General features: G+C 50.0%; 20 protein-coding genes. All 20 read left to right on the forward strand.

Annotation, left to right across the window (positions count from 1 at the left end; translation table 11 throughout):
* The first annotated feature begins 38 nt into the window (after positions 1–38).
* The 20 genes from atpD (at position 39) to Q5741_RS08970 (ending at position 26,642) form a co-directional block, all read left to right on the forward strand.
* Positions 39–1,439, forward strand: a complete 1,401-nt coding sequence (atpD, locus tag Q5741_RS08875) for a F0F1 ATP synthase subunit beta (protein WP_305023708.1) — start codon at positions 39–41, stop codon at positions 1,437–1,439.
* Between the two features lie 69 nt (positions 1,440–1,508).
* The gene (locus Q5741_RS08880) at positions 1,509–1,916 is read left to right on the forward strand and encodes a F0F1 ATP synthase subunit epsilon (RefSeq protein WP_305023709.1); all 408 of its coding nucleotides are present in this window, start codon (positions 1,509–1,511) and stop codon (positions 1,914–1,916) included.
* Between the two features lie 585 nt (positions 1,917–2,501).
* Positions 2,502–2,756 (forward strand): DUF1146 family protein, encoded by a 255-nt coding sequence (locus Q5741_RS08885; protein WP_305023710.1) that lies wholly within the window; start codon positions 2,502–2,504, stop codon positions 2,754–2,756.
* A 329-nt stretch (positions 2,757–3,085) separates the two neighbouring features.
* On the forward strand, positions 3,086–4,432 hold the full coding sequence (murA, locus tag Q5741_RS08890; RefSeq protein WP_305023711.1) for a UDP-N-acetylglucosamine 1-carboxyvinyltransferase: 1,347 nt from the start codon (positions 3,086–3,088) through the stop codon (positions 4,430–4,432).
* A gap of 250 nt (positions 4,433–4,682) precedes the next feature.
* The gene (gene spoIID / locus Q5741_RS08895; RefSeq protein ID WP_305023712.1) at positions 4,683–5,957 is read left to right on the forward strand and encodes a stage II sporulation protein D; all 1,275 of its coding nucleotides are present in this window, start codon (positions 4,683–4,685) and stop codon (positions 5,955–5,957) included.
* Positions 5,958–6,079: 122 nt separating this feature from the next.
* Entirely contained in the window at positions 6,080–6,826 is a 747-nt protein-coding gene (locus Q5741_RS08900) for a M23 family metallopeptidase (protein WP_305023713.1), read from the forward strand.
* A gap of 215 nt (positions 6,827–7,041) precedes the next feature.
* Positions 7,042–7,329, forward strand: a complete 288-nt coding sequence (gene spoIIID, locus Q5741_RS08905) for a sporulation transcriptional regulator SpoIIID (protein WP_305023714.1) — start codon at positions 7,042–7,044, stop codon at positions 7,327–7,329.
* 195 nt (positions 7,330–7,524) lie between these two features.
* Positions 7,525–8,523 carry a rod shape-determining protein gene (mreB, locus tag Q5741_RS08910; protein ID WP_305023715.1) on the forward strand — a complete coding sequence of 333 codons (999 nt, stop codon included), beginning with the start codon at positions 7,525–7,527 and terminating at the stop codon, positions 8,521–8,523.
* Between the two features lie 78 nt (positions 8,524–8,601).
* Entirely contained in the window at positions 8,602–9,486 is an 885-nt protein-coding gene (locus Q5741_RS08915) for a flagellar hook-basal body protein (protein WP_305023716.1), read from the forward strand.
* A gap of 13 nt (positions 9,487–9,499) precedes the next feature.
* Positions 9,500–10,321 carry a flagellar basal-body rod protein FlgF gene (gene flgF / locus Q5741_RS08920; RefSeq protein WP_305023717.1) on the forward strand — a complete coding sequence of 274 codons (822 nt, stop codon included), beginning with the start codon at positions 9,500–9,502 and terminating at the stop codon, positions 10,319–10,321.
* Between the two features lie 13 nt (positions 10,322–10,334).
* Positions 10,335–10,535 (forward strand): DNA-directed RNA polymerase subunit beta, encoded by a 201-nt coding sequence (locus Q5741_RS08925; protein ID WP_305023718.1) that lies wholly within the window; start codon positions 10,335–10,337, stop codon positions 10,533–10,535.
* A gap of 334 nt (positions 10,536–10,869) precedes the next feature.
* Positions 10,870–11,325, forward strand: coding sequence for a 3-hydroxyacyl-ACP dehydratase FabZ (gene fabZ, locus Q5741_RS08930; protein WP_305023719.1), 456 nt, complete (start codon positions 10,870–10,872; stop codon positions 11,323–11,325).
* A 121-nt stretch (positions 11,326–11,446) separates the two neighbouring features.
* A complete protein-coding gene (locus Q5741_RS08935) occupies positions 11,447–13,165 on the forward strand; it encodes a phospho-sugar mutase (protein WP_305023720.1) in 1,719 nt (572 codons plus the stop codon).
* Positions 13,166–13,285: 120 nt separating this feature from the next.
* Positions 13,286–15,301, forward strand: a complete 2,016-nt coding sequence (locus Q5741_RS08940; protein WP_305023721.1) for a DUF5693 family protein — start codon at positions 13,286–13,288, stop codon at positions 15,299–15,301.
* Positions 15,277–16,413: a polysaccharide pyruvyl transferase CsaB gene (csaB, locus tag Q5741_RS08945; RefSeq protein ID WP_305023832.1), complete on the forward strand. Its 1,137-nt coding sequence runs from the start codon at positions 15,277–15,279 to the stop codon at positions 16,411–16,413. Before Q5741_RS08940 ends, csaB begins: the two co-directional genes overlap by 25 nt.
* Positions 16,414–16,420: 7 nt before the next feature.
* Positions 16,421–17,179, forward strand: a complete 759-nt coding sequence (locus tag Q5741_RS08950; RefSeq protein ID WP_305023722.1) for a WecB/TagA/CpsF family glycosyltransferase — start codon at positions 16,421–16,423, stop codon at positions 17,177–17,179.
* A 190-nt stretch (positions 17,180–17,369) separates the two neighbouring features.
* The gene (locus tag Q5741_RS08955; RefSeq protein ID WP_305023723.1) at positions 17,370–18,497 is read left to right on the forward strand and encodes a glycosyltransferase family 4 protein; all 1,128 of its coding nucleotides are present in this window, start codon (positions 17,370–17,372) and stop codon (positions 18,495–18,497) included.
* Positions 18,498–18,724: 227 nt separating this feature from the next.
* Positions 18,725–22,396 carry an S-layer homology domain-containing protein gene (locus Q5741_RS08960; RefSeq protein WP_305023724.1) on the forward strand — a complete coding sequence of 1,224 codons (3,672 nt, stop codon included), beginning with the start codon at positions 18,725–18,727 and terminating at the stop codon, positions 22,394–22,396.
* 144 nt (positions 22,397–22,540) lie between these two features.
* Positions 22,541–22,882: a hypothetical protein gene (locus Q5741_RS08965; RefSeq protein ID WP_305023725.1), complete on the forward strand. Its 342-nt coding sequence runs from the start codon at positions 22,541–22,543 to the stop codon at positions 22,880–22,882.
* Between the two features lie 502 nt (positions 22,883–23,384).
* The gene (locus Q5741_RS08970; RefSeq protein WP_305023726.1) at positions 23,385–26,642 is read left to right on the forward strand and encodes an S-layer homology domain-containing protein; all 3,258 of its coding nucleotides are present in this window, start codon (positions 23,385–23,387) and stop codon (positions 26,640–26,642) included.
* Positions 26,643–26,658: the final 16 nt, after the last annotated feature.

Here is a 26,658-nt window from a genome sequence, read left to right on the forward strand (position 1 = left end):
CTGTATGCAGCTATGCAAGCTTGTAGGAGGGAATACACATGAATAAAGGACGTGTTGTAAGCATCATGGGTCCGGTTGTTGACGTTGAATTCGAACGTGGTCAACTTCCAGAAATCCTGAATGCCATTACGATTCAGACCGTAAGCGAGAATGGTTCTACTATCGATCTGACGCTGGAGGCATCACGCCATCTGGGTGATAACCGTGTGCGTTGTATCGCCATGTCTTCCACAGACGGATTGGTCCGTGGTGTAGAAGCAGTCGATCAGGGAGCACCTATCTCCGTACCTGTCGGTGAAATGACACTGGGACGCGTATTTAACGTACTGGGTAACCCTATCGATAACGCGGGTGATGTAAGCACTGCACAGAAAAACCCGATTCACCGTACAGCTCCAACTTTTGATGAACTGACTACCCAAGCAGAAATGCTGGAGACAGGCATCAAGGTTATCGACCTTCTGGCTCCTTATGCCAAAGGCGGTAAAGTCGGTCTCTTCGGAGGCGCGGGTGTAGGTAAAACAGTAACCATTCAGGAATTGATCAACAACATCGCACAGGAACACGGCGGTATCTCTGTATTCGCAGGTGTAGGTGAACGTACCCGTGAAGGTAATGACCTCTACCACGAGATGAGAGACTCCGGCGTAATTAACAAAACGGCGATGGTCTTCGGACAAATGAACGAGCCTCCAGGCGCGCGTCTGCGCGTTGCCCTGACAGGTCTGACCATGGCGGAGTACTTCCGTGATCAGGAAGGCCGCGACGTACTGCTCTTTATCGATAATATCTTCCGCTTTACACAAGCAGGTTCCGAAGTATCCGCCCTGCTCGGACGTATGCCTTCCGCGGTAGGTTACCAGCCTACACTGGCTACAGAAATGGGTCAGCTGCAGGAGCGTATCACTTCCACGAAGAAAGGTTCTGTAACCTCTATTCAGGCGATCTATGTTCCTGCTGATGACTACACAGACCCGGCTCCGGCAACAACATTTGCCCACTTGGATGCTACAACGAACCTGGAGCGTAAAATCTCCGAGATGGGTATCTACCCAGCGGTAGATCCGCTCGCTTCAAGCTCCCGTATCCTCACACCTGAGGTAGTTGGCGAAGAGCACTACCAAGTAGCCCAAGGTGTTAAGCAAATTCTTGCCCGTTACAACGAACTGCAGGATATCATCGCAATCCTGGGTATGGACGAGTTGAGTGAGGAAGACAAACTGCTGGTAGCACGTGCACGTAAAATCCAGCGCTTCCTGTCTCAGCCGTTCCACGTAGCCGAAGCATTTAACGGCTTCCCTGGTAAATATGTTGCGGTTAAAGATACTGTACGCAGCTTCAAAGAAATTTTGGAAGGCAAACACGACAATCTTCCGGAAGCAGCTTTCCTCTTTGTAGGCACAATTGAAGAAGCAGTGGAGAAAGCGAAGTCCCTGTAACAGACTTCAGATTGACGGAATGCCTAGCGAAGCAAGCTATCCCCGGATAGCTTTCAGGAGGGATGGAAAGTGAGCACCTTTTTGTTGGAAATCGTAACCCCGGAGCGTTTGGTATACTCCGAACAGGTAAACGGGATCGTTGTACGCGGACTGGAGGGTGATCTGGGTATTCTGCCAGGTCACATTCCAATGGTGACGCCTCTGCGAATCGCCCCTGTCTTCGTGAAAACGGGCAGCCAGCGTTTACCGGTTGCGGTCAACGGCGGTTTTGTGGAAGTCCGTAAGGATAAGGTCGTCATTCTGGCGGAAAGCGCCGAGTTCCCTCAGGATATCGATGTGGAACGTGCACGCGCAGCAAGAGAACGGGCTGAAACCCGTTTGAGAAGCCAGGATAAGCAGGATCATATCGATCACCGCAGAGCCGAAATTGCTTTGCAAAAAGCAATGAACCGTCTCAATGTAACTCAAAACCGGTAAGGGTTTCTCTGACCGGCTTAATAGAACCCGGCAGACTTCTAGCTGCCGGGTTCTTTTTTTGGATGAAAAGCGTATATCAATATAGGTCTTGAGTCATGAATTAAAAGAACGGCTCTATAGATAAGAGATCTTCTTGAATTGGAAGAGAAGATAAATTGGGGAATCATGGGGATATAGTTACACATAACAACGGTATAAGGTTATAATAACAAGGGCTCGCATGCGGCTGGATCGGGATGAAGTTTTTGGGTCTGGACATTTACAGTAAAGCGAAGTAATGTTTTCAAGGATTCTATTTCATCTCTCAAGACGGTTCGCAACCTGTAAGTGCTGGAGCGATTATTTCCGAGGAAATGACACCCATGCGGAACAAACGCATGAATATCTGCAGGAATGTTGGATAATTGTCGAATAGTAGGAGAAAAAGTGAAAATAAGACTGGATTGTTGCCTGACTGCCAAGTATTATAGAAGAGTCCTTATGTGCAATTTATTTGGATGATAGGGAAGCGAGGCATGATTCATTCCAGTCCCGGCAAGAAATGCAGGTTGGGGTGTGACGAACACAGAGCTGGAGGAATAGTGTATGGGTAACAGCAATGAACTGGCGTACTCCACCATCGGAACGAATGGGCTTATATCCATGATTGTATCATTGATATGTATCGCATTGGCCTGGTGGGCACTGCAGGGGTTGAAGCTGGACCTGTGGATCCGGCATGCCAAGAGTGCACAGGGAAGAATGCTTCACTTGTTTTTGGCCATTATTTTAGGCCACTTTGTTGCTAAGTTTCTGTTGGAGTACATTACTTGGAGTCAGATGCTTAAGTTAATGTTTTAACATCGAGGTATTATGGTTAATTGTCTCTTAGGCTTCGCGTTCAAGTCAGGTGCTGTCGAATAACATGACCGATCATTGCTAACAATGGGTAGTATAGAATTCCGGTCATGATGATAGCCCCGGGTTGACGATGAATTCACAGACGCTAGCGTGATTTGGAAGCAAAAAACGCTTGAATGCCATCTGGGAACAGTGTTAAGATGGAAGTTAGTGATTTAGCCAGGCAATCTTTTCCGGTTAACGCCGGGAAAGGAACATAGACTAAGTACATCATACAAAAGCGAACTTTTCTGGATAGGAAAAGGTAAAAACGCGCGGAGGGAACCATGATGAGCAAATTTATCGTCCGCGGTGGCAACAGATTGACCGGAAGTGTTAAAGTTAGCGGAGCCAAAAATTCTGTGCTTCCGATCATCGCTGCCTCTCTTTTAGGAGAAGAAGGAGAAAGTATCATTCTCGATGCTCCTCCTCTAGACGATGTGATGACGATCAACAAAGTATTGGAATCGCTGGGAGCGGGTGTTACATACCAAGACGAGATCATTCGTGTGAATGCGCAGGAGCTTACATCCTGTGAAGCACCATACGAGTGGGTACGCAAAATGCGGGCGTCGTTTCTGGTCATGGGGCCATTGCTGGCGCGTATGGGATACACAAGGATTTCTCTTCCCGGCGGCTGTGCCATCGGCACACGTCCAATCGACCAGCATTTGAAAGGCTTTGAAGCGCTGGGCGCTGAGATCAGCCTGGGTCAAGGGTATGTTGAAGCGAAAAGTAACGGACGTCTGCGCGGCGCCAAGATTTATCTTGACGTTGCCAGTGTAGGCGCGACTGAAAATATTATGATGGCTGCGTCCATGGCGGAAGGTGTAACCGTTATTGAGAATGCTGCCAAAGAGCCTGAAATTGTCGATCTGGCCAACTTCCTGAACGGGATGGGTGCCAAGGTCCGCGGTGCAGGTACCGGTGTGATCCGGATTGAAGGTGTGGAGAAGCTGCATGGCGTACGCCACACCGTTATTCCTGACCGGATTGAGGCAGGTACTTACATGGCCGCTGCTGCCATTACAGGCGGTGACGTCTATGTAGAAGGTGCTATCTCCGATCATCTGGGACCGGTTATTTCCAAGCTGGAAGAGATGGGCGTAACGATTCAACCGGATGAGAACGGCATTCGTGTTATTGCCGACAAGCCGCTTAAGGCCGTTGATATCAAGACGCTTCCTTATCCCGGCTTCCCTACTGACATGCAATCTCAGATGATGGCACTGCAGCTTGCTGCCGAAGGAACTTCCGTCATTACCGAGACGGTGTTTGAGAACCGTTTCATGCACGTGGATGAATTCCAGCTGATGAATGCGGAGATCAAAGTCGAAGGACGGACTTCGATTGTCACAGGCAATGCGAAGCTGACAGGCGCGAAGGTGAACGCAACAGACCTGCGTGCAGGTGCTGCGCTGATCCTGGCCGGCCTGATTGCTGAGGGAACGACAGAGGTTGGCTCTATCTACCATATCGATCGGGGTTATGTGAATCTGGCTGAGAAGCTGACTGGACTTGGTGCTGACATTTATCGTCTGACTTCGGAAGAGCCTAAGCTCGAGAAGTCGGCTGAACCAGCGGCAGACCAGACGGATGGCAGTTCGCTGCTGAAGGTTCAACCTACCTGGGCCTAACTATTAATGACTATTACCATTATTTTTTATTCAAAGGCACGAAGCTGTGTATACAGTCTTCGTGCCTTTTTATGTCGAGGACTACTCCGATTTAGCGCACCCTAAATGAATCTCTTCTCTCTCATCCGCTCTCTTAAATCGGTTCTATCATTTGTTCCGGCCTCATATGAATGAAGTATAGGTTCCAACGGCTTGGAGCTTCTCCATCCGCTTGGTGCCCTACAGCATGTCTAACGGAGGTAAAAAACCTATGAAGGATCCTCGTACGTCCATTACGATTCCCTTATACCCGCCTGGCCCTGCGGCACAGGCGAATCACCCGCGGCCGGCTGCGCCCGTGCCGGCCGCCCCCGAGCCGGGCCCACGGCCCGCCCCCCGGCCACCGGCCGGGGAGGCGCCGCCTCCGCCCGGCCCGCAGCGCCCGTCTGCCGCGGGCGCACAGGTCCGGCCCCGCACGGGCTGGGGCCGGACACGGTTTGGCCGCCGGCTTCGCTGGCAGCCGGTAGCCGCATGGGCAGGGTGTGCGCTGCTGGCGCTCGCGATCCCTGCCCTGCTGGCCTGGCCCGGGCAGCAGGTGCTGCCGGTGCCCGTGCCTGTGAAGCCGCAGACGACGAAGGCCGTACCGGCCCTGCCAGCGGCTTCCACAGCGGCGGAGCCGCAGGTGCGCGTGTACGTCAGTGCCGCGCGCACCGTCGAGACGCTTCCGCTGGAGCAGTACATCGTCGGCGTGGTGGCCGCCGAGATGCCTGCGGAATTCGAACCGGAAGCACTGAAGGCGCAGGCCGTCGCCGCGCGAACATTTATCATGCGCCGTCTGGCTGCGCATGATACCAGCGGCGTCCCCGACGGACAGGCGGCGGATGTGACCGACACGGTCCAGCATCAGGCGTACCTATCCCGGGACCGGCTCGAACGGGACTGGCTGCAGGCCGGGAAGTCGGCACAGCTGGACAAGATCAGGACAGCGGTACAAGCGACCGCGAATATAATTATGACCTACCAGGGCAAGCCGATTACGGCCTCTTTTTTCTCGACCAGCAACGGATACACGGAGAACTCGGAGGATGTATGGAAGGGCAATGTACCTTATCTGCGCAGTGTCGCAAGTCCCTGGGATGCAAAGATTGCGCCGGGATACAAAGAGCAGGTGACGTTCCATACGGATGAAATGAGGGAGAAGCTGGGCCTGCCCCCGGCCTCCCGGGCGGCATCCACCGGAAGCGGTTCGGAAGAAGAGATGAAGGTGCTGTCCATGACCCAGGGTCACCGGATTAAGGAGATCGAAGTCGATGGCAAGACATTTACCGGGCCAGAGATCCGGCAGAAGCTGGGGCTGCGCTCCAGTAATTTTATATGGTCGGTACAAGGGCAGGAGATTACGATTACGACCTTCGGGTACGGGCACGGAGTAGGCATGAGCCAGTGGGGAGCCAACGGGATGGCACAGGAAGGGTACACGGCCACACAGATTTTGCAGCACTACTATACCGGCATCTCTTTCAGTAAAGCGACAGATTTGCTATAGGCTCCATGGCTGAACTCCGCACCGGACCTGGCAATCGGCCAAGGATATACTCTGAAAATATTTCATTTCATGCAAGTATAAAAGAGTTGCGCCCGGTAACAATGGTTACTGAGGTGATCAATATGAATGAACAAAATAAAAACCAGCTTCCGAACGACTCTTCTAAAATCAAAATGGGAGAATCGGCAAGCGAAGCAAGCGCATGGAAGAAAATGATGTCCAAACGTTGGGTATACCCCGCAGCCTACATCGCTGTCGCAGCTATCATTTTAACCGTTGTGTGGGTCTACCAGGGTTCATCGCCAAAAACGGCGAACGTAGCACCGGCACCGGCCAAGGAAGCCGTACCGGCTTCAGCCCAGTCGTCAGCGGCACAAGAGGAAGCGCAAGCGCAGGACAGTAAAGAAGTCGTTGCAAAGTCGGAGAATCTGGCCTGGCCGGTAGCGGCTGACGCCGAAACCCAAGTCGTGAAGAAGTTCTACGAAGAGAACGGTACAGAAGCAGAACATCAGGCCGCACTGGTGCAGCATGACGATACGTTTACACCGAATACCGGTGTGGATCTGTCCCGTGCTGATAATCAGAGCTTTGAGGTTAAGGCAGCCCTCAGCGGCAAAGTAACCCGCCTGGAGCAGCACCCGCTGCTTGGCAATATGGTGGAAATTACGCACAATGATGGTCTGGTAACCGTGTATCAAAGCCTGGGTGAAGTGAGTGTCAAAGAAGGCGGCGAAGTGAAACAGGGTGATGTGATTGGAACGGCCGGCACGAATGAGCTGGAGAAGGACCTGAAGACACATCTGCACTTTGAAGTACTGGAAGACGGCCAGCCGGTCAATCCGGAAGGATTCCTGAATCCGAAGAAATAAGCAGCATAGCTGCAGCAGTACGCGCATGAAAAGGCAGGGAGTTTCCCCTGTCTTTTTTTGTGCTTGGCGCTAACTTTGGGCGGGTCAGGTCCATTCGGAGGGGTCCAGCCCAAAATAATTAGGCCTAACGAAGCTTGTCACGCTGGCAAAGAAAGAATATCTAGGCACGCCCCTCATATAATGTACCAAACTATCCACAGTAGGGAGGCGGGAGCGTGCACGACTACATCAAGGAACGGACCATCAAAATCGGGCGCTGTATCGTTGAGACCAGGCATACGGTCCGGACGATCGCCAAAGAATTTGGCGTATCCAAGAGCACAGTGCATAAAGATTTGACTGAACGGCTGCCGGAGATCAACCCGGACCTTGCGGACCAGGTAAAGCACATCCTCGAGTACCATAAGTCAATCCGCCATCTCCGCGGAGGCGAAGCGACCAAAATAAAATATAAAAAGACGAGCGGAAAAAAACGAGAGGTGCTGGCTTCCGGCAAGGTATGAAAAGGGTCAGGATAACCTGACAATTCCATTGAATCCCTCCCCTGAAGTATGATATGTTAAAAGATGGTACAAGAACGAAAAAATGAAGAGTCAATCCTACAGAATACACATCAATTTGGCGCTTCTTGTCATATAAGCATGCTGCATGCTCATATACCATTTTTCACAAAATACTACTTTGGGGGCTTCTTTCATATGTTGAGCAAGGATATTGGAATCGATCTCGGCACGGCGAACGTGCTGATCCACGTTAAAGGCAAGGGGGTTGTGCTGGACGAGCCTTCTGTCGTAACGATTGAAAGTGACACCAAACGTGTCCTTGCTGTAGGTGAAGAAGCACGCCGGATGATCGGACGTACACCGGGCAATATTGTAGCAATCCGTCCGCTGCGTGACGGCGTCATTGCCGACTTTGACATCACGGAAGCGATGCTGAAGTATTTTATCGGCCGGGTAGGGGCCCGCGGCTGGAACAGCCGTCCTCGTATTCTGATCTGTGCGCCAACGAATATTACGTCGGTGGAGCAGAAAGCGATCCGCGAAGCTGCAGAGCGCAGCGGGGCAAGGGAAGTATTTCTGGAAGAGGAGCCCAAGGCTGCGGCCATCGGGGCAGGTATGGATATCTTCCAGCCGAGCGGCCATATGGTCGTAGATATCGGCGGAGGCACGACCGATGTAGCGGTCCTCTCGATGGGGGATGTGGTTACGGCCTCTTCGATCAAGACGGCGGGCGACAAATTTGATGCTGCTATTTCCAAATATATTAAGGCAAAGTACAAGCTCCTGGTGGGAGAACGGACTGCCGAAGATGTGAAGATGACGATCGGATCTGTTCATCCGCAGGGCCGTCAGGCCGAGATGGATATCCGCGGCCGCGATATGGTAAGCGGTCTGCCGCAGACCATCACCATTCGTGCTGAAGAAGTGCAGGAAGCATTGTCCGATTCGATCCTGTCAATTGTACAGGCTGCCAAATCGGTACTTGAACGTACACCGCCGGAGCTGTCTGCGGACATTATCGACCGGGGTGTTATTCTGACGGGCGGCGGGGCGCTGCTGAACGGATTGGACGAGCTGCTCGCCAATGAGCTGCATGTTCCCGTGCTCGTCGCTGAAGATCCTATGCATTGTGTGGTCAAAGGAACAGGCATTATGCTGAACAATTTGGATCAAGTGGTTAAGAAACGCTTCTGATCTGCCGATAACTTTAACTATAGAATGTTTAGCGGAGATGTTCCGCTTCCAAATATAGATGCGGGGAGCAATGCCTAGATGTTGAGAGGACTTTATACGGCTGCTGCCGGGATGATTACCCAGCAGCGCCGGCATGATACCGATACCCAGAATGTTGCCAATATCAATACGCCCGGTTACAAACAGGTCAATAGTGTGCAGCGGTCTTTTCCAGAGACGCTGATCTCCATGATGGGCGGTAATCCGGATAGTCCGGATCGCCGGATCGGTAAGCTGAACACGGGGGTGTTCGCGGAGGAAAGTCTTTCAACCTATCTGGGCGGCACCGTGAACGAGACGGGACAGAATACGGATTTTGCGCTGGTGTCTGACCTGCGTGTGACAGATCCGGCTACCGGTCAGCCGATGGCGTTTGATGAGTCTGGCAAGTATGTCAGTCCCGACGGGCAAGTGACCTATAAGCCTGAAGCGTTCTTCACCGTACAGGACGAGGAGGGCAACATCCGATATACCAAGGACGGCCATTTCCGTGTCGACGGAGCGGGGCAGCTGCTGAGTTCCCTGGGTGACCGGGTGGTGGATAATACAGGCAACCCGATTACGTTGACAGGCGGCGTCTCTGCTCTTAAAGTGAATGAACAGGGGCAGCTCGTTAACGCGCTTACAGGCACACCGACCGGCGTAAACCTCGGGATTAGTGTCATTGACCGTCCGAATCAGCTGGTCCGCCAGGGGGAAGGCAATTTTATGCTGGATGAGACGGACGGTGCAGCTGCGCGCTATATGCAGGCTGGAGACAGTGTTCAGATTCGCCAGGGATATCTGGAAGGATCTAACGTCGATACCGCCCAGACGATGGTGGATATGACGGCAGCGCTGCGGGCCTATGAGGCGAACCAGAAGGTCATTCAATTTTATGATAAGAGCTTGGATAAGGCCGTTAACGAAGTGGGCCGGGTATAAGGGAGGGTAGTCCATGAATAACTCCATGATCAATGCCATGGTATCCATGAACAGCATCCAGCAGCGGCTGGATGTCATCAGTGATAATATCGCGAATGTGGATACCGTTGGATATAAAGGTAAACAGACTTCATTCGAGGATACGTTGACACGGGTACAGCAGCAGCCGGAAACCTATAAGCAGGACGGACGCTCGACGCCGCTTGGCTTTAATATGGGGTACGGGGTAAGGCTGGGAGCCATTACGAAGGATATGTCGCAGGGCCCTCTGAAGGAAACAGGCCAGCCGACAGACCTTGCCATGGAAGGAAGCGGTCTGTTTGCGGTGGAAGCGAACGGGACCAAAGCCTGGACACGTGACGGAAGCTTTCATTTCAATCCCGACCCGGCGAATCCGAAACAGATGGTACTGGTAACGAAGGAAGGATATCCGGTTCTGAACCGTCAGGGACAGCCTGTCACCGCACCGGTGAATTCCAAGGTCGCGATTGATGATCAGGGGAATGTGCTGGTCCGTATCGGCAATGCGGCTCCGGTGGTGGGAGCGCAGATTCAATTTGTGGATCCGCAGCGTCCGGATGGTCTGACCCAGCAGGATGATAATCTGTTCGTTCTCTCTGGCGGCCTGACCGAGAATGATGTGTTCGGGGCTAATGCTGCCTTGACGATCCCGGCAGACAGCCGGATCCGTTCCGGTTACCTGGAGCAGTCGAACGTTGACCTGACGACGGAAATGACGCAAATGATGCAGATCCAGCGCACCTATCAGCTGGCAGCCCGTGCGCTGACTTCCAGTGATACGATGATGAATCTGGCGAATAACATGCGCGGCTAGGAGGCGTAAGACGATGGCAGAAGAAGCTCAGGAGACGGTGCGTCAAAGGTCGTTCTGGCGAATAGCAAGACACTTCCTTATTCCTCTCCTCCTGGTACTGGCCTTGTTTGGCGGACTGATCGCCGGTTACGTCGTTCTGGGCCATCAGAGTGCAGGCGGCGTTCTGGAATGGAAAACCTGGAAGCATGTGTATGATCTGGTGTTCGCACCTTAGAAGAATTCCCGGGCCGTTTTGGGCAGCCCGGGTTTTTTTTGTGCCATCTCAGGTTGCTAAGGTGGTGTTTTCTTTTTGCCAGTAGAGACGGTATAATGATGAAGGACTGTATCCAAGCGGTCATTTTGACAAAAGGGCCCTCTCCCGTCTGGTTAAACCTTCGGGAAAAAGCCCTTATCTGAACCTTCACTTTCTGCAGTTGGTGAAGGATAATATTAGTTTTTGCCGGATTGCCTGATTTTATGCAGGGCATTCTGGGTTATATATGTGCTGGGCATGTCCATGCGACAAGGCACAGCGATGGTAGGGTATATAGGAAAGGAGCCATTACGAAATGACAGACAAGCTTCAATTGAACACATTGGAGATTCAGGAGATTATTCCCCATCGGCCGCCCTTTTTGCTGGTAGACCGAATTCTGGAGATGGAGGAAGGCAAACGCGCAGTTGGTCTGAAGAATGTAACGATCAACGAGCCGTTCTTTATCGGCCATTTTCCCGAGTATCCGGTTATGCCGGGGGTATTGATTACGGAGGCGCTGGCACAGGTGGGCGCAACAGCGATTCTGCACGTGGAAGGCAACCGCGGCAAGATCGGCTTCCTGGCAGGGCTGGATAACTTCCGCTTCCGCGGTCAGGTGGTCCCAGGAGATACGCTGATTCTTGAGGTGGAGATTACCCGTCTGAAGGGTTCCATTGGCAAGGGACAAGCTACAGCGAAGGTCAACGACAAGGTCGTGGCAGAAGGGGAAATTATGTTTGCCCTGTCTGACCCTGCACCTGCGAAGTAAATGGTATTGCACATGTAAGTGAAGGTACCGGAGAGTATGCGCTCTTGAAACGAATGCAGCATGCTGACTTACATAGATTCCGTAAAATTCATGAATAATACAGGGAAGGGGCAGTTAAAACATGACTCAATTGAGCAAACAAGCCTTGGAAAGTGTGGAACGCTGGCTTCAAGATCCTTCTATTGATGAAGAAACCAAACAAGAGCTTCGCAGCCTCGAAGGCAACAACAACGAGCTGGAAGACCGCTTCTACAAAGAGCTGGAGTTCGGTACAGGCGGACTTCGCGGTGTGATCGGTGCAGGCAGCAACCGGATGAACCGTTACAACGTTGGCCGTGCAACACAGGGATTGGCGCGCTATATTCAGGAGGCACATGGGAGCCAGGAAGGCAAGCCCTCGGTAGTTATCGCTCATGACTCCCGTCACTTCTCGCCGGAGTTCGCTCTGGAAGCAGCACTGGTACTGGCGGGTAACGGGATTACAGCCAAGCTGTTCAATGCACTGCGTCCTACACCGCAGCTGTCCTTCAGTGTCCGTCATTTGAAGGCTACCGGCGGCATCGTGGTTACCGCGAGTCATAACCCTCCTGAGTATAACGGATACAAGGTCTACAACAGCGAAGGCGGACAGCTCGTTCCGGATCAGGCGGAGAAAGTCATTTCCTATATTAAAGAGGTACCTTCCTTTGCCGATGTCAAAAGACTGTCCCGCGAAGAAGCAGAGAGCCAAGGCCTGCTCGTATGGCTGGGTGAGGAAGAGGACGAAGCTTTCATCGAGACTGTAGCGAGTGTCAGTGTGAACCGTGAATTGATCTCCTCCGGAATCGGCAAGGATTTCAAAATCGTATACACCCCGCTGCACGGTACAGGCAACCTGCCAGTCCGTAAGGTACTGGAGCGCATCGGCTTCGAGCAGGTGCATATCGTAGAAGAGCAGGAACAGCCGGACGCTGAATTCTCGACCGTCAAATCACCGAACCCGGAAGAACGCGAAGCGTTCACGCTGGCGATGAAGCTGGGTGAGAGCATCGGAGCCGAGCTGCTGATTGGTACGGATCCGGATGCGGACCGTATGGGAGCCGTGGTGAAGGATCGGAATGGTGAGTATTTTGTGCTGACTGGCAACCAGTCCGGAGCCATCATGGTCTACTATCTGCTGGATCAGCTCAAGGCAGCCGGCAAGCTGCCAAGCAACGGCGCGGTAGTGAAGACCATTGTAACGAGTGAGATGGGTGCTGTGATCGCTGAACATTTTGGCGCAACGGTATTCAACACACTGACCGGCTTCAAATATATCGGTGAGAAAATGAACCAGTTCGAAGCCAGCGGTGAATTCACGTACTTGTTCGGCTACGAGGAGAGCTACGGCTACCTGGCAGGTAACTATGCCCGGGATAAGGACGCTGTACTCGCGGCTATGCTGATTGCCGAGGCGGCTGCTTACTACAAGACACAAGGCAAAACACTTTATGATGTCCTGCAGGAGCTGTATGAGCAGTTCGGCTACTTCCTGGAGAAGCTGGAATCCAGAACGATGAAGGGCAAGGATGGTCTGGCCAAGATCAACAGCCTGATGTCGGACTGGCGTACCGCTCCGCCGCTGCATATTGCAGGTGTAGCTGTCCGCGAAGTGCTTGACTACTCGAAAGGCCTGGACGGCCTGCCAGCTGAGAATGTACTGAAGTTCCTGATGCAGGATGGATCATGGTTCTGCTTGCGTCCTTCAGGAACAGAGCCGAAGATCAAAGTATACTTTGCCGTGCGCGGGGAATCCGCTCAGGATGCGCAGCAGCGTGTGGATGCTTTGGTCAATGCCGTGATGGAACGTGTAGACGCATAAGGCTGAATCAATAGGTTTGAAGATTTCGTGACCTCTCCGTATGGCCGTGGGGCCGCGGGGAGGTCTTTGGTTTTGGCAGAATTGGGGCAGTTCAGGGATTGAATTGAGGAGGAAATCTTGGTGCATCAGAAATGGCAGTATTGGAATAAAGTTTCCCGTAAGTGGCTCGCAGTGCTTGTAGTTTTAGGAATTTTGGCATCCATCCCGATTATTAGTGATCGAATCAAGACGGAAACGTCAGCCAACAATGTAGAAATGGTATTCGACTATCGTGACCTTGTAGATATCTCGGTGTATCAGGCGCATCCGCAGGATTATATTCAGGAGCAGCTTGCCCGCCTGAAAGCAGCCGGTGTCAACACCATGGCCCTGTATGAGAGCTCCCTGGATGAGCTGCGCAAATCTCGCCGCATTATGATTTTCAACACGCAGGATTTGGCAAACAAGAAAAATCAGCTGATCCCGGCGAACACGAACTATACGTATGTGGTGTTCACGAGCAGTGAGTATGCTTCCGCGCTGACCCCGCTGATTGAGCGGACCTTCCATAGTGTGGACATTGATGTTCAGCCGTGGAGCTACAATGGCCAGCAGGGTCTGGTGATCCAGACACCGCCGGAGAATGCGACGATCAAGCCGCTGTGGCAGGATCCGATTACACTGAAAATGCTGCGTGACCAAGGCTTCAACATTATGCCGCGTCTGGGCGACAGCCTGCCTTATAACAGTGAAGATGTCGAGCAGCTGCTCAGCTATTACGAAGAGAACGGCGTCAAACGCATTCTGTTCGAAGGTGACGCTGTAAAAGGGTTTAACGACAATGAAGATAAGAACAGTCTGGTTGATTTTGCCGAACTGCTGAACCGTCACGGTATCGGCATGGCCGCGATCGAGAATCTGAAAAAGCCGCAAAAAGGCTTCAGCACCGTGGCTTACCTGACGCATTACAATGTAGTACGTCTCTATTCGCTCAGCGACCGTGATGCATCTCTGGATGTAGATACGATTGCCGACCGTTTTGCACTGGCGACCAAAGACCGTAAGATCCGCATGCTGTATCTGAACGTATCTCCGGCCCGTAACTCCGCGAAGGCAGAGATTACAGACCAGATGGACAACCTGCTGGATGCACTGGGTTCGGAAGGACATGCCGTGCAGATGATTGAGGATAACGGGTTTAAGCTTGGACAGGCGGAAGCATTCAAGGTTGCCGAGTCCTCCTACGAACGTTATCTCAAAATCGTGGTGACTCTGGGTGCGGTGGCATTTGTGGCCCTGATGATCTCCTATTTCATTCCGTATCTGACGATCCCGGCGTTTGTGCTGGGTCTGCTCGGGTTTGCTGCGCTGTACAAGCTTAATGCCAACCTGTTCGAGCAGGGACTTGCGCTGCTGGTGGCCATTAGTGCGCCTACGGTAGCCGTTATTCTGGCCGTACGTAAGGTTACTGCCTCACAAGCCAAGGAAGCAGCCGTACCTGTGGGCAATCGTCTGGTGCGCAGTTTGGTATTGTACGTGATCACCGCTGTAATCTCGCTGTCTGCGGTACCGTTCATGATTTCACTGCTGAATAATATTACGTACAGCCTCGTTATTAATCAGTTCCGCGGGGTAAGCCTCCTGCACGTGGCACCCATCGGATTGATTGCGATCTATGTCTTCTTCTACCGCGGGATTTCCATCCGCAAGGAGCTGCCGAAGCTTCTGCGTATGCCGATCACCGTTATGATGGTGATTGTTGTGGCTGTCATTGGCATCGTGGGCATGTACTACCTGAGCCGCACAGGCAATGGCGGTACTGTGTCGCCGCTGGAGATGAGCTTCCGTACAGCGATGGAGAATCTGTTTGGAGTCCGTCCAAGGAACAAGGAGTTCCTGATGGCACATCCGATCTTTATTCTGGGCGCGTTCCTTGCCTTCAAATACCGTAATGCGGTATTCCTGTTTATCATCGCCGTGATTGGCCAGCTGTCCATGGTGGATACGTTCGCGCATATTCACTCGCCGGCGACCCTGTCCTTCATCCGCGGCGTACTTGGCCTCGGTCTGGGACTGATCTTCGGAATTATTGCTGTGCTGGTATGGCAGCTTGGGGAAGGATTGTGGAAAAGATGGATGCCTCGACTCAAACGCTAGTCATCTCGGGTTATTACGGGTTTCGCAACAGCGGGGATGAGGCTGTACTTAAATCCATCCTGACTGCTTTGCAAGAGCAGGGAGAGGCTGCCGGTGTTCATATCGAGCCGGTGGTCCTGTCGATCGATCCGGAATGGACAACTTCCATGTACGGGGTAAAATCAGTGCACCGGATGAAGCTTGGCGAGGTGCGCCAGGCTTTGAAGGACAGCGACGGCTTGATCAGCGGAGGAGGAAGCCTGCTGCAGGACGTCACAGGCGCCAAGACGATCCCCTACTATCTGGGGATTCTGAAGCTGGCCCAGTGGCTGCGCAAGCCGACCTTTATCTATTCTCAGGGAATCGGCCCGGTAAACCGGAAGCTGTTCAATCCCATGATCCGTTCTGTTTTCAGGAAGAGCGCCTATATCTCGGTCCGTGACAGCCAATCTGCCGAGCTGCTGGCCAAGATGGGGCTGGACCCAGCTGTGATTCAGGTTGTACCGGACCCCGTTATGGGACTGCCTCTTCCGGCAGCAGATAGACAATCGCCGGTGGACCGAATCTTCAGCGATGGTGAACTTCCAGTCGTAGGCATCTCCGTCCGTTACTGGGACTCGCAGAAGCGCGAGCTGGACGCCATTGCGGACGGGCTGCGGCAGCTGGCTGGACAAAAGCCGGTGCATCTGCGCCTGCTGCCCTTCCACCAGCCGGATGATAGTGAGGCTTCCCGTTATGTGATGGACCGTATTGGCGATATCACAGGAACAGGCAGCCAGGTCTCGATCGTCGAGGACGCGGTCGATCCGCAGCAGATGCTGCTGGAAGTCAGCCGGTGCAGCGTCATCATCGGAATGCGCCTGCACAGTCTGATCTACGGCGTATCCCAGTATGTACCTCCTGTGGGGATTTCTTATGATCCGAAGATCGATCAATTCCTGAAACGGATTCATACCGAACCGGTCGGTTCGACGGCCGCGCTCAGCGGGGAGCGGCTGGCAGCGGAAACGCAGCGTCTGATCGAGCAGCGGGAATCATGGCATGCTTCACATGAAGCTGCCATTACAGCACTGAAGCAGGAAGCGCAAGCGCCTGCCCGGCACATCATCGATTATTTGATACGCAAAGGGTGAATGGAACGTGAAGGAACATACTGAACGACCGGTTGTGCACATCTTTGGTGTTCCGGTATCGCGGTTGAATATGAAGGATACAGTTCAATTGCTGACACAGGCCGTGCAGGAACGCCGTCCGCATCAGGTCGTGACGGCCAATCCCATCATTGTGATGACCGGCCTTGATGATCCGGACTATATGTCTGTGCTCCAATCAGCTGAACTGGTGGTGCCGGATGGAGCCGGATTGGTCTGGGCGACAGGAGTGGCCGGATCGCCCGTTGCTGAACGGGTAGCAGGATATGATCTGTTACATGAACTGATGAAAGTCGGAGAAGACTATCACTGGAAAGTATATCTGCTTGGTTCGACCCCTGAGGTGATTCAGGAAACGGCAAATCGGTTACAAAAGATTTATCCCGGAGTTCTGATTGCAGGTTATCGTGACGGATACTTTGGGCACGAACAGGATCAGGAGGTTATAGCTGCCATTAAGGCTGCGCAGCCGGATCTGTTGTTCGTCGCACGTGGTGCGGACACCCAGGAGCCGTGGATTGGACGTTACAAACAGGAGCTTGGCGTGCCTGTGATGATGGGTGTCGGAGGCAGCTTTGACGTTATTTCCGGCCGGACCAAGCGGGCTCCCAAGCTGTTTCAGAAGCTTCGTGCTGAATGGCTGTACCGCCTGCTTCGTGAACCGACACGGTATAAGCGGATGCTGGCTTTGCCCAAATTTGCGGTGAAAGTGCTTCGCGAGAAAGAAAACATGACAAAAGTCCGGTAAAAAGCAGCTTTTTTCAAGAAAAAACGATGAATTTGCTTAAATTGGTGGTTGCCGATCCTATGAGATTGGGAGTATAATTCATTCCGGTTGGATCAATTTCATGCATATTAAGAGTGTCACATATAGAGTTGGCTGTGATATCCGAATCGATGAGATGGATCCGGGTTACTAAATGGGGGTTGATTGTTCAATGGTGCTTATCTTTGTGATAGGATTTATTCTGGCTGTAGGACTGGCTTTGGCACTGACGCCGCTTGTCAAGAAGTTCGCCGTTAAAGTTGGAGCCGTAGACGTGCCGAATGCCCGAAAAGTGCATACGACGATCATGCCTCGACTGGGCGGGCTTGGGATTTATCTCGCCTTTGTGGTGAGCATGCTCCTGATTTTGCCTTTTGCTCCGGATCTGTTCTCTGGTCGGAACAGCAGCTTCATCCAGGCCTTCCTGATCGGCGGTACGATTATCGTCATTATGGGTGCGCTGGATGACCGCTTTGACCTGAATGCCAAATTGAAATTCCTGATTCAGATTGCAGTTGCCTGCATCGTGGTGTTTGGCTTTGACATTCGGGTAGACTTCGTTAACGTTCCATTCCAGGACGCTTACTCTTCCCTGGAAGGATGGATCTCCATCCCGCTGACGATCTTCTGGATCGTAGGTGTGACGAATGCCATCAACCTGATTGATGGTCTGGACGGATTGGCAGCCGGTGTATCCGGTATTGCGATCGGGACGATCCTCGTGATGTCCCTGATCATGGGCAACCTGACGATTGCACTGATCAGCCTGGTGCTGCTCGGCTGCATTATCGGGTTCCTGTTCTTCAACTTTCACCCGGCTAAGATTTTCATGGGTGATACAGGCTCGCTGTTCCTGGGCTTCTCCCTGGCGATGCTCTCTATGCTCGGGTTTAAGCAGATTGCGATCGTATCCTTTATTACGCCGCTGATTATTATCGGGGTGCCGCTGTCGGATACCTTCTTCGCTATCATCCGCCGCAAGCTGCAGAAGAAACCGATCTTTGCGCCGGATAAGGGTCACCTGCATCACTGCCTGCGCGAGTTGGGCTTCAGCCACCGCCAGACGGTATTGATGATCTACGGTATCGCAGCTTTCTTCGGTGTGCTGGCAGTTATTCAATCTTCGGCTGCACTGTATGAAGCGAACTGGGTTACCTTCGTAGTCATCTGTGTGATGATGTTCTTCCTGCAGATCGGTGCCGAAGTCATTGGCCTGGTAGGCAAGACGAAGCGTCCGCTGCTCAACCTGATTCTCCGCTTCCGGATCAAACCGGACCAGCAGGGGAACTCGAAACCTTAATGCAAGTGCTGCACATGCCATTATATATTTAACTATGACAAGCCCTATCTCTATTAAGAGATAGGGCTTTTTTACCAATTTACATATGTTCTAAAAATAAGCGCAGTTCCTGCCGATAACATTCATAAAGCTGAAAAGTTGAGCCGAGAGGAGGCAAGACCGACACCATTCGGAATGGATTCACTCTTTGCCAGTACCCATTCCAACTATTTTAAGGAGGTTCACGCGTGAACAAGAAATTTAGACTTCAGTCTATTGTAAGTTTTATGCTTATACTGACGTTAATTGCATCGATCCTTCCTGCCGGTGCAGTCCATGCAGCCGACACCGACACAGGAGCTTCATATTTTCATTTAGACAACTTGAGCACGGACCAAGCTTCACCTACGGTGGTTACTTCAGATACGATCAAAAAAATCGATGGAACGTACAATGGCGTTGTAGCCAGCTCCATTCGTTATAAGAGCGCATTAATGGCCTCTTCCGGCAAAATTGAAGACGACAAGTATACCGACGGTAATGATATCAAGCCTAACTATGATGAGACGAACTTTCACTTTACCAATGTTAAAGTTCAACCGGGTTTGAACCGGATCACCATCTCAGGTACAACCACGAGCTCTAACCAGGTAGAAAGATATGCATACGTGAAATATCAGGCAGTGCCGGCTTCATACGATATCAAAGTCGCAGACGGTCGCGCGCTTATCAAAGATACTCCGCTTATTGTCAAAAATAAAACCATCTCTGTAACCTTGCAGGCAACTTCCGCCACGGAGAGTGTAACCGTCAACAACAACCTTATGTTCAATGGCGGCTCTAACATGTTCTATTCCTCGGGAATAGAGCTGACGCCGGGTTCGAATGAGCTGGTGTTCGTCATCTCTTCGGGAACTAGTAAAATCGTAGAGACACGCGAAGTCGTTTATTATCCAAGTGTAGGTACAGCTTACGATGTAAAACTGGGTACCTACAGTCTGGAGGGCTCCTCTGTCGTAGTCAGCCCTGCCAGCGGAGATGCGAGTGGCAAATTTACAGGTCACCTTGTATTTAGTCCGACAAATGCAGACGGAACAGCCGTTGATTCAACCGAGCTTCCTGTTCTTAACTTGACCGTTGTCGATTCTGCAGGAACTACGGTCTTTACGGATGCTGCAGTGGTATCGAATAAAGTACTTGGTGACGGTACGGCAACCTTTGATTTCACATCTGCCAATGCGTACACCTTGTCTACTAATGGCCAGTACACGCTGCGTTTGCAGGCGACGTATGGTCTGCAATCAATGGGACCGGACACCAATACGTATACTTTCCGCTATAGAAATGCTGCATCACCAACCATTACTGGTGTGTACCAGATTTATAACTATACGGGGACAGGCAGCACTTACACTACTTCATCATTTCCAACAGGGGACGGTACGCTCTTTGAACTGCCTTTATGGCTGAAAGTAGTTACGAACAATCCGGGAAATGTAACTGTGAAGTCCAGTGCTACCAATGCAAGCGTGGTTGCTCAGACAGTTACTGAGTCAGATACCTCCAAATTAATTAAGATCACAAGCTTGCCGACAGGTGCTCAAAATCTGATTATTGATGTCAGCAACGGATCAGATCAGCGTGTTATTCCGATTACGTTCCTGTCCGCACCTTTTATTGAAGTTCAGAATGTCAGCAATAATCAGGTGTTTAATGCGGCAAATGGGCTGACGGAAATTAAGGGTAAAGTCTATAACTTTGATGTTGATACGCCTTCATTAGACATTACTTTTAACGGTGCGAAGAAAACAGTAACAGCTGCAGCAGATGGTACGTTCAGCTCGGCAATTACTGAACTGCTGCCCGGGCCTAATACCATTACGGTTGCTGGTATATCAGGCGGCAGAACCGTCTCCACCACATTAACGGTTATGTATTTCTCCAGCAACACGGCATCTATCAGCAGTATCGTTCCTTACCCAACAAGCACTTATCCAAACCTGGTTGACCCGGATAAAGTGTTCAAGCAAACTGCGGATACCGCATATTCAACGAATGAGAAGACCATGGCCATTCAGTTCGGTGTAACGAATCCGAATTCGGTTCAGGTGAAACTGTCTAACGGCGATTTGTTTGCAAGCTTTAACTTCGCGAATGATACGTTCAACTTAGAGGGCGGTAAGCTTAAAGAGAATCTGGCGCTCTCCGATTACGCGATTACTCGTAATGGCACGGAGTGGATCTTCAAGTTCTCCAAAATAGCTTTGCCGCAAACCGGTGATCAGACTGTAATCGTTCAGGCCACGCAGGGCACGACTGTGGTCAGCAAGACGGTAACCGTAACACGGGAGATTCCTCCGTATATCATCCTGTCTCCGAAACTGCCGAACGAAAGTGTAATTAAGCAGAACTTTGTAAACGTAAGTATCCAGGCAGAAGGGGCAGACTCGGTTATTATCGGTAAAACACCTGCAGTGAAAGCCGATCCGGACTCCGATATTTTCCGTCTGGAGGTTGGCGGGCTCAAAGCCGGCAATAACACCATTAAGTTCACAGTGACCCAAGGTACAATGAAGACACAAGGGCAATTCGTCGTCAATTACTCTGCAGAAGCCAGTGAAGGGGCACAGTATAAAACACTTCTGACTTCTTCAGGTAAAGCAAATGTGTTTGGCGGTAAGGTGAGCCTTACATTGCCTAAGAATACGCTTCTGCGTCCGGCTAAGAAGAATCCAACCGATGTTCCGCAAACCGTAAATATTTTTGACAGCCAGAATGTGTTGTTCGGTATTGCTAACAAGCTGGATGGCAGAACAATCAAGGCTTACAACCGGATTGGTTATAAAGAAGACAGCGAATATCAGGATGGAAACCTGCTGCCGCTGGCTACAGATACAGATGCGGCACTCCGTTTGAACCCGCAAAGCCATTACGGCTTCGCTTCCGAACTGTATTGGATTGACGCAGGCTATTTCAAGAGCTCGTCCAACATTGAGGATTACAACCTGATCCCTGCCGATAATCCTTATGGTACGACCGGTAACTATAATAAACTGCCTAACCAGGCTGGATACAAATTCTATAACCGTCTGGGGACAGAATGGCTTGAGCCAACCCAGAATGGTACGATTGCAGTTCAATACGACAGCAACATCGTGAATGCAAGCAGCAGCAATCTGGGCGTATGGTGGTACAATCCAATGAACAACGGCTGGGTTAACCTTGGTGGTGTTATTAACACAGGCAAGAAGACCGTGACAGCTCCATTCAAAGGATTCGGTTATTATACCGTTATGAGCCTGCGCTACAGCTATGATGATGTCGTGGCCCACCCAACAGCACGTAACGATATTGAGCTGATGATGGCCAAAGGGATCATGGGCAGCAAAAATGCGAACGAGTTTGGTGTCTATGACTCCGTAAGCCGTGGTGAATTCGCGACCATGCTGGTTAAGATGCTGGATATCCCTCTGGATTATGATACGGATTCCAACAAACTGCTCTTTGACGACGTGGGTACAACGATAACGACGACATGGGATTACCGTTACATTGAGACTGCAGCACGCAAAGGGATCATTCGCGGTGTCGGTCCTAAGCTGTTCAGACCGACCTTGTCTCTGACACGGGAAGAAGCCGCGAGCATGATTGCCCGTGCGATGAATTTGAAGCTGGGCACGATCGAGAAGGACCTTCCTTCGTTGCAGAAGAGCTTTACAGATACAGGAACAATTGCTTCCAACTATTCTGTTCCGGCCATTCTGGCTGTGACCAAAGCGAAAATCATGAATGGTAAGCAGAACACACTGGCCGCAGGCCAGAAGAAGCCGACATACCGCTTCGATCCGCAGGCTTCTCTGACTCGTGCAGAGGCAGCAACGATCTCCAAGGCCATCATGACTAAACTGAAGAAGCTGTAAGTTACACAAAAACGGGAAAGTTCCTTCATATAAGGGACTTTCCCGTTCTTTTATGAGTTATTTCCAATAACTAATTTTGTAATTTGAAACGCTTTACGTTACAATGGGGAAAATACACATTATTTAAAGGGTGAAGGGTATCTAATGAAACCGATGTATTCAAAGGCGCAGCTGAGATATTCCAAAGCAAAAGTAAACTTTGAGAATAGAGCCAAGGTAATGGAGAAGAAGATAGAAGATACACGCAAGACGACAGAGATCTCGCAAGAGGTGATGGAAGGTCTTGTGATGGAGACTGGCTTCCATGATGCTTATAACGACCTGGTATTGGCGGAGAATGAACTCATTGAATGGTCCCACGCCACAATCAAACATGAGAAGACATATCGTGACAACCGCGATGCGATCGATACGATGTACGAGAACATTAACAATGATCCTGCCGTACGTGCTCAAGTGATTGAGCTGGCGATGAAGATCCGCTAAATTGCAATTTTAATATCATAGGATAGAGACACCGGAGAGCCGGTGTCTTTTTTTGTTCACATGTTTATGTCAGGTAAATCCTGGTTAAGAAATTAGCAAAAGTTGCTTAATGACGCTGTGTTTCCAGCCATGATATACTGTTTCCGAAGGCAGCCAAGTTTACTAAAATGTTGTAATGGAACCAATACATATCCTGGTTGAGAATAGAAAAAGAATTTTTTTCTAAATCATCGCAACTTTTCGGAACCTGCTGCGTTTAAGATGTTGTACGTTATGAAGCGATGGAGTTACCCAAGATTGCCCTGATGGTGAAACTTGTCTTATTATTAGAAAAATTTCTCTTTACGCCACTTGGGACCCATTGTATAATACGGGAGGTAGGATTAGGAAACTACTCTATTTTTCCGTCACATGATTGGTATAAAGTTTCTGTGATACCCGTCACAGACATCATTTATAGGAAGCTTGCTCAACATACTCTGGAAAGGGGGTGCACTTACTAATGAGTGATAAGAGCTACCACACTACAGACAATACTTATGTATCGAACGTTCAAGGAGGAGAAAAAAAGGTTATGAAGAAAATTTTGACTGTCGCTCTGTCTACAGCAATGGCATTCTCCATGTTTGCATCTGTAGCATTTGGTGATACTGCGACTACACCACAAGCTAAATTCGACGCTCTGAAAGCAAAAGGTATCCTGACTGGTTATCAAGATGGATCCGCTGGACTGGACAGAGAACTGACTCGCGCTGAGTTCGCGAAAATCATCGTTAAAACTTTGGGCCTGAAAGAAGTTACTGGCGTTTACACGTTCAAAGACAAGAACTACAACGCTAAGAACTGGGCTGCTCCGTACATCGAAGCTGTTAACGCTGCCGGTATCATGACTGGTAAAGACAACGTTAAGAAAATCTTCGACTTCAACGGTAAAGTAACCATCGAAGAAATGGCGAAAGTACTGTCCATCGCATTGAAACTCGACGTTCCTACGAACGCTGACAACAGTGCATCCACATGGGCGAAAGGTTATGTACAAGCAGCAATCAACGCTGGTTACATCTCCGCTAACGCTAACTTCAAAGCTAACGCTACTCGTGAGCTGGCAGTAAACGCTGCTTATGCAATCGACCAAGCTAGCCAAAAACCAGCTGTAAGCAAATATGAAGTTCAAAACAACGGTAAAACTGTTGTCTTCACACTGGCTGACGGCCAAACAGTGAAAGTAGATCTGACTACTGCACTGCCAGCTAACGTTGCTCAACAAGTTCAATTCAAGTATAAAGGTTTTGACTACACTGAGAGCGTAACTTATGTTGTAACTGATGCTACAGCTGTTCAATCTGTGTATGCTAACAACCTGAAAGAAATCACAGTAGCATTCAACGGTAAAGTTGATCAAGATACTGCAGAAGAGGTTTCTAACTACACTCTGAGATCCGGTAAAGTGATCACTGGTGCTGCATTGAGCGCTGATGCTAAAACAGTTACTTTGACGCTTCAAGGTACTCTTAACAACAATAAAGCTGATGCACTTAGCGTAGCTGGTGTTAAAGCCGGTTCTGCAACAATCAGTGCTAACAATGTGGAATTCACTACAGTGGATAACACATTGCCAGTAGTTGAATCTGTTCAATCTCTGGGAACAAAATCTGTTAAGGTTGTTTTCAGCGAGCCAGTTAATGGTTTGGCACAATCCAACTTTACTCTGGATGGAAAAGCGTTCTACGGTAAAGTAGATATGGGTGCTAATAACCGTTCCGCGATTCTGACTCCTTACACTTCTGGCACGCTTTCTGTTGGCGCACACCAATTGACTGCTTCCCAAGTGAAAGATTATGCAGGTTTCGTGGCTCTTGCCAAAACATTCGATTTCACAGTAGTTGAAGATACAGCAGCTCCTACAATTACTGAATCTTCTGCGACTTTGGAAAGTGTTACAGTTACTTTCTCTGAGGTTGTAGATCCTGCAACTATCTCGGGTTCAAATGTTTACTGGATGTCCGGTACTTCTAAGAAAACAGCAACTGCTGGTACTCCAGTGAAATTGGCTGATAACAAGTACAAATTCGTATTTGGTGCTGGGTCTAACTCTCTGCCAACAGGAGCAGTTACAATTTTTGTTACTGGCGTTAAAGATTACTCCGGTAACACAATTGCATCCAATACTTCTTTTGTAGTTAATCCTACAATTGATCAAACTCGTCCGGAAGTTACTAGAATTAGTGCTCCTGATGCTCGCACTGTTAAAGTAACTTTCAACAAAGAAGTATTGCCATCTAGCGTATCTGCTGCTGGTAACTACACAGTAACTAACAAGGATGGAAAAGCTATTTCTGTGAGAGGCGGCGCTGTTGATCCGTCTGACTCTAAATCCATCTTGATCAGTCTTTACTCTGATCTCTCTACTGGTTCTAATAATGTTGCAGTTCGTAACATTAAAGATACAACAAAACTGCAAAACACAATGCTGGACTTCAACGGTACTGTAACAGTTGGTGATACAACTGCTCCAGCCCTCGACTCCAAGATTGTAAGTGCAACGGATCGTCGTGTAGTTATTGCATTCAGCGAGAAAATGAATGTTGAAACTCTTACGAATTATGCTAACTACTACGCAACCGTTAATAATGCGACTGTTCCATTGACTCCGGCTCTTGCTACTTTTGATGTTCTTCAAGATGGCAAAGCAGTAGCAATTACTTTTGCAGAAACTTTCAACAACAAAGACGTTGTTTTCGCATCTGGTGCTTCCGCAGTTAATGCTAATGTTTCTGCTGTAACTGTATTAGGTGTTAAAGACCTTGCAGGAAACCTTTTGTCTAACTTCACTTCCATGACTGGAAATACAGTTAGCCTGACTACTAACACAACTGTTGCCCTTGCTCCTTACAAAACAGGCTCTACTGCAGTAGCTGAATTGGTGGACAATAAAACAGTTAAAGTTAAATTCTCTGCACCAATTCTTGAAGCACAAACTGGAGCTTTCTCCTACAAAATTGGTGGCGTAGAGCAAGTAGACTATGTTGATGTTGACAGTTCTTCTGTTGCAACTGTTCACTTCAAAAATTCTCTTGGTACTGATGCTGCTAACCTTAGTCTGACTGTTGAGTATTCTAAGCTAGTAACAGCAGCTGGCAACCTGGCTAATACTGGAAATGATACTGTTACAGTAGCTAAACTGATTGATTCTGTTGCTCCAGAAGCAGTATTGCCTGCAAGTGGTGTTTATACCGTAACAGGTGGAGAAACAATTGTTGTACCATTCTCCGAAGTCCTGGATACATTGTCTCCATATGCAGCAACTGACTTTAAAGTAGTTCGTACTTCCGATTTGAAAGAATTGGATCCTACAACTGATTATACTGTTGCCCTTGGTACTGGTAATAAATCAGTCGAAATTACTCTGAAAGATTCTGCTACAAGAACTGCAACTACTGATTATAAAGTAACCGTTAAAAATGCAAAATATGTAGCAGATAAAGCTGGTAACACAATTGCTGATTCTGACGCAGTTTCTGCAGATGTTGTTGGTACTGCAGCTCCAGCTGTAACTGGTGGAGTTGAAGAGATCTCTGGAGTAGATACTACTATGGAGTACAAAGGAAGCACAGGCACTTGGACAGCTGTAACTGGTGATCCGATTACTGGATTAACTGCTGGCACATACCAAGTACGTGTGAAATCTAAAACTGATGCAACAACTGGTGTTGTAACACCTGCGGGCGCAATTGCTACCGTAACAGTAACAGCTAGCTAATTTAGCATCTTACGAA

The organism is Paenibacillus lacisoli, from assembly GCF_030580655.1.
GTDB classification, from domain to species: Bacteria; Bacillota; Bacilli; order Paenibacillales; family Paenibacillaceae; genus Paenibacillus; species Paenibacillus lacisoli.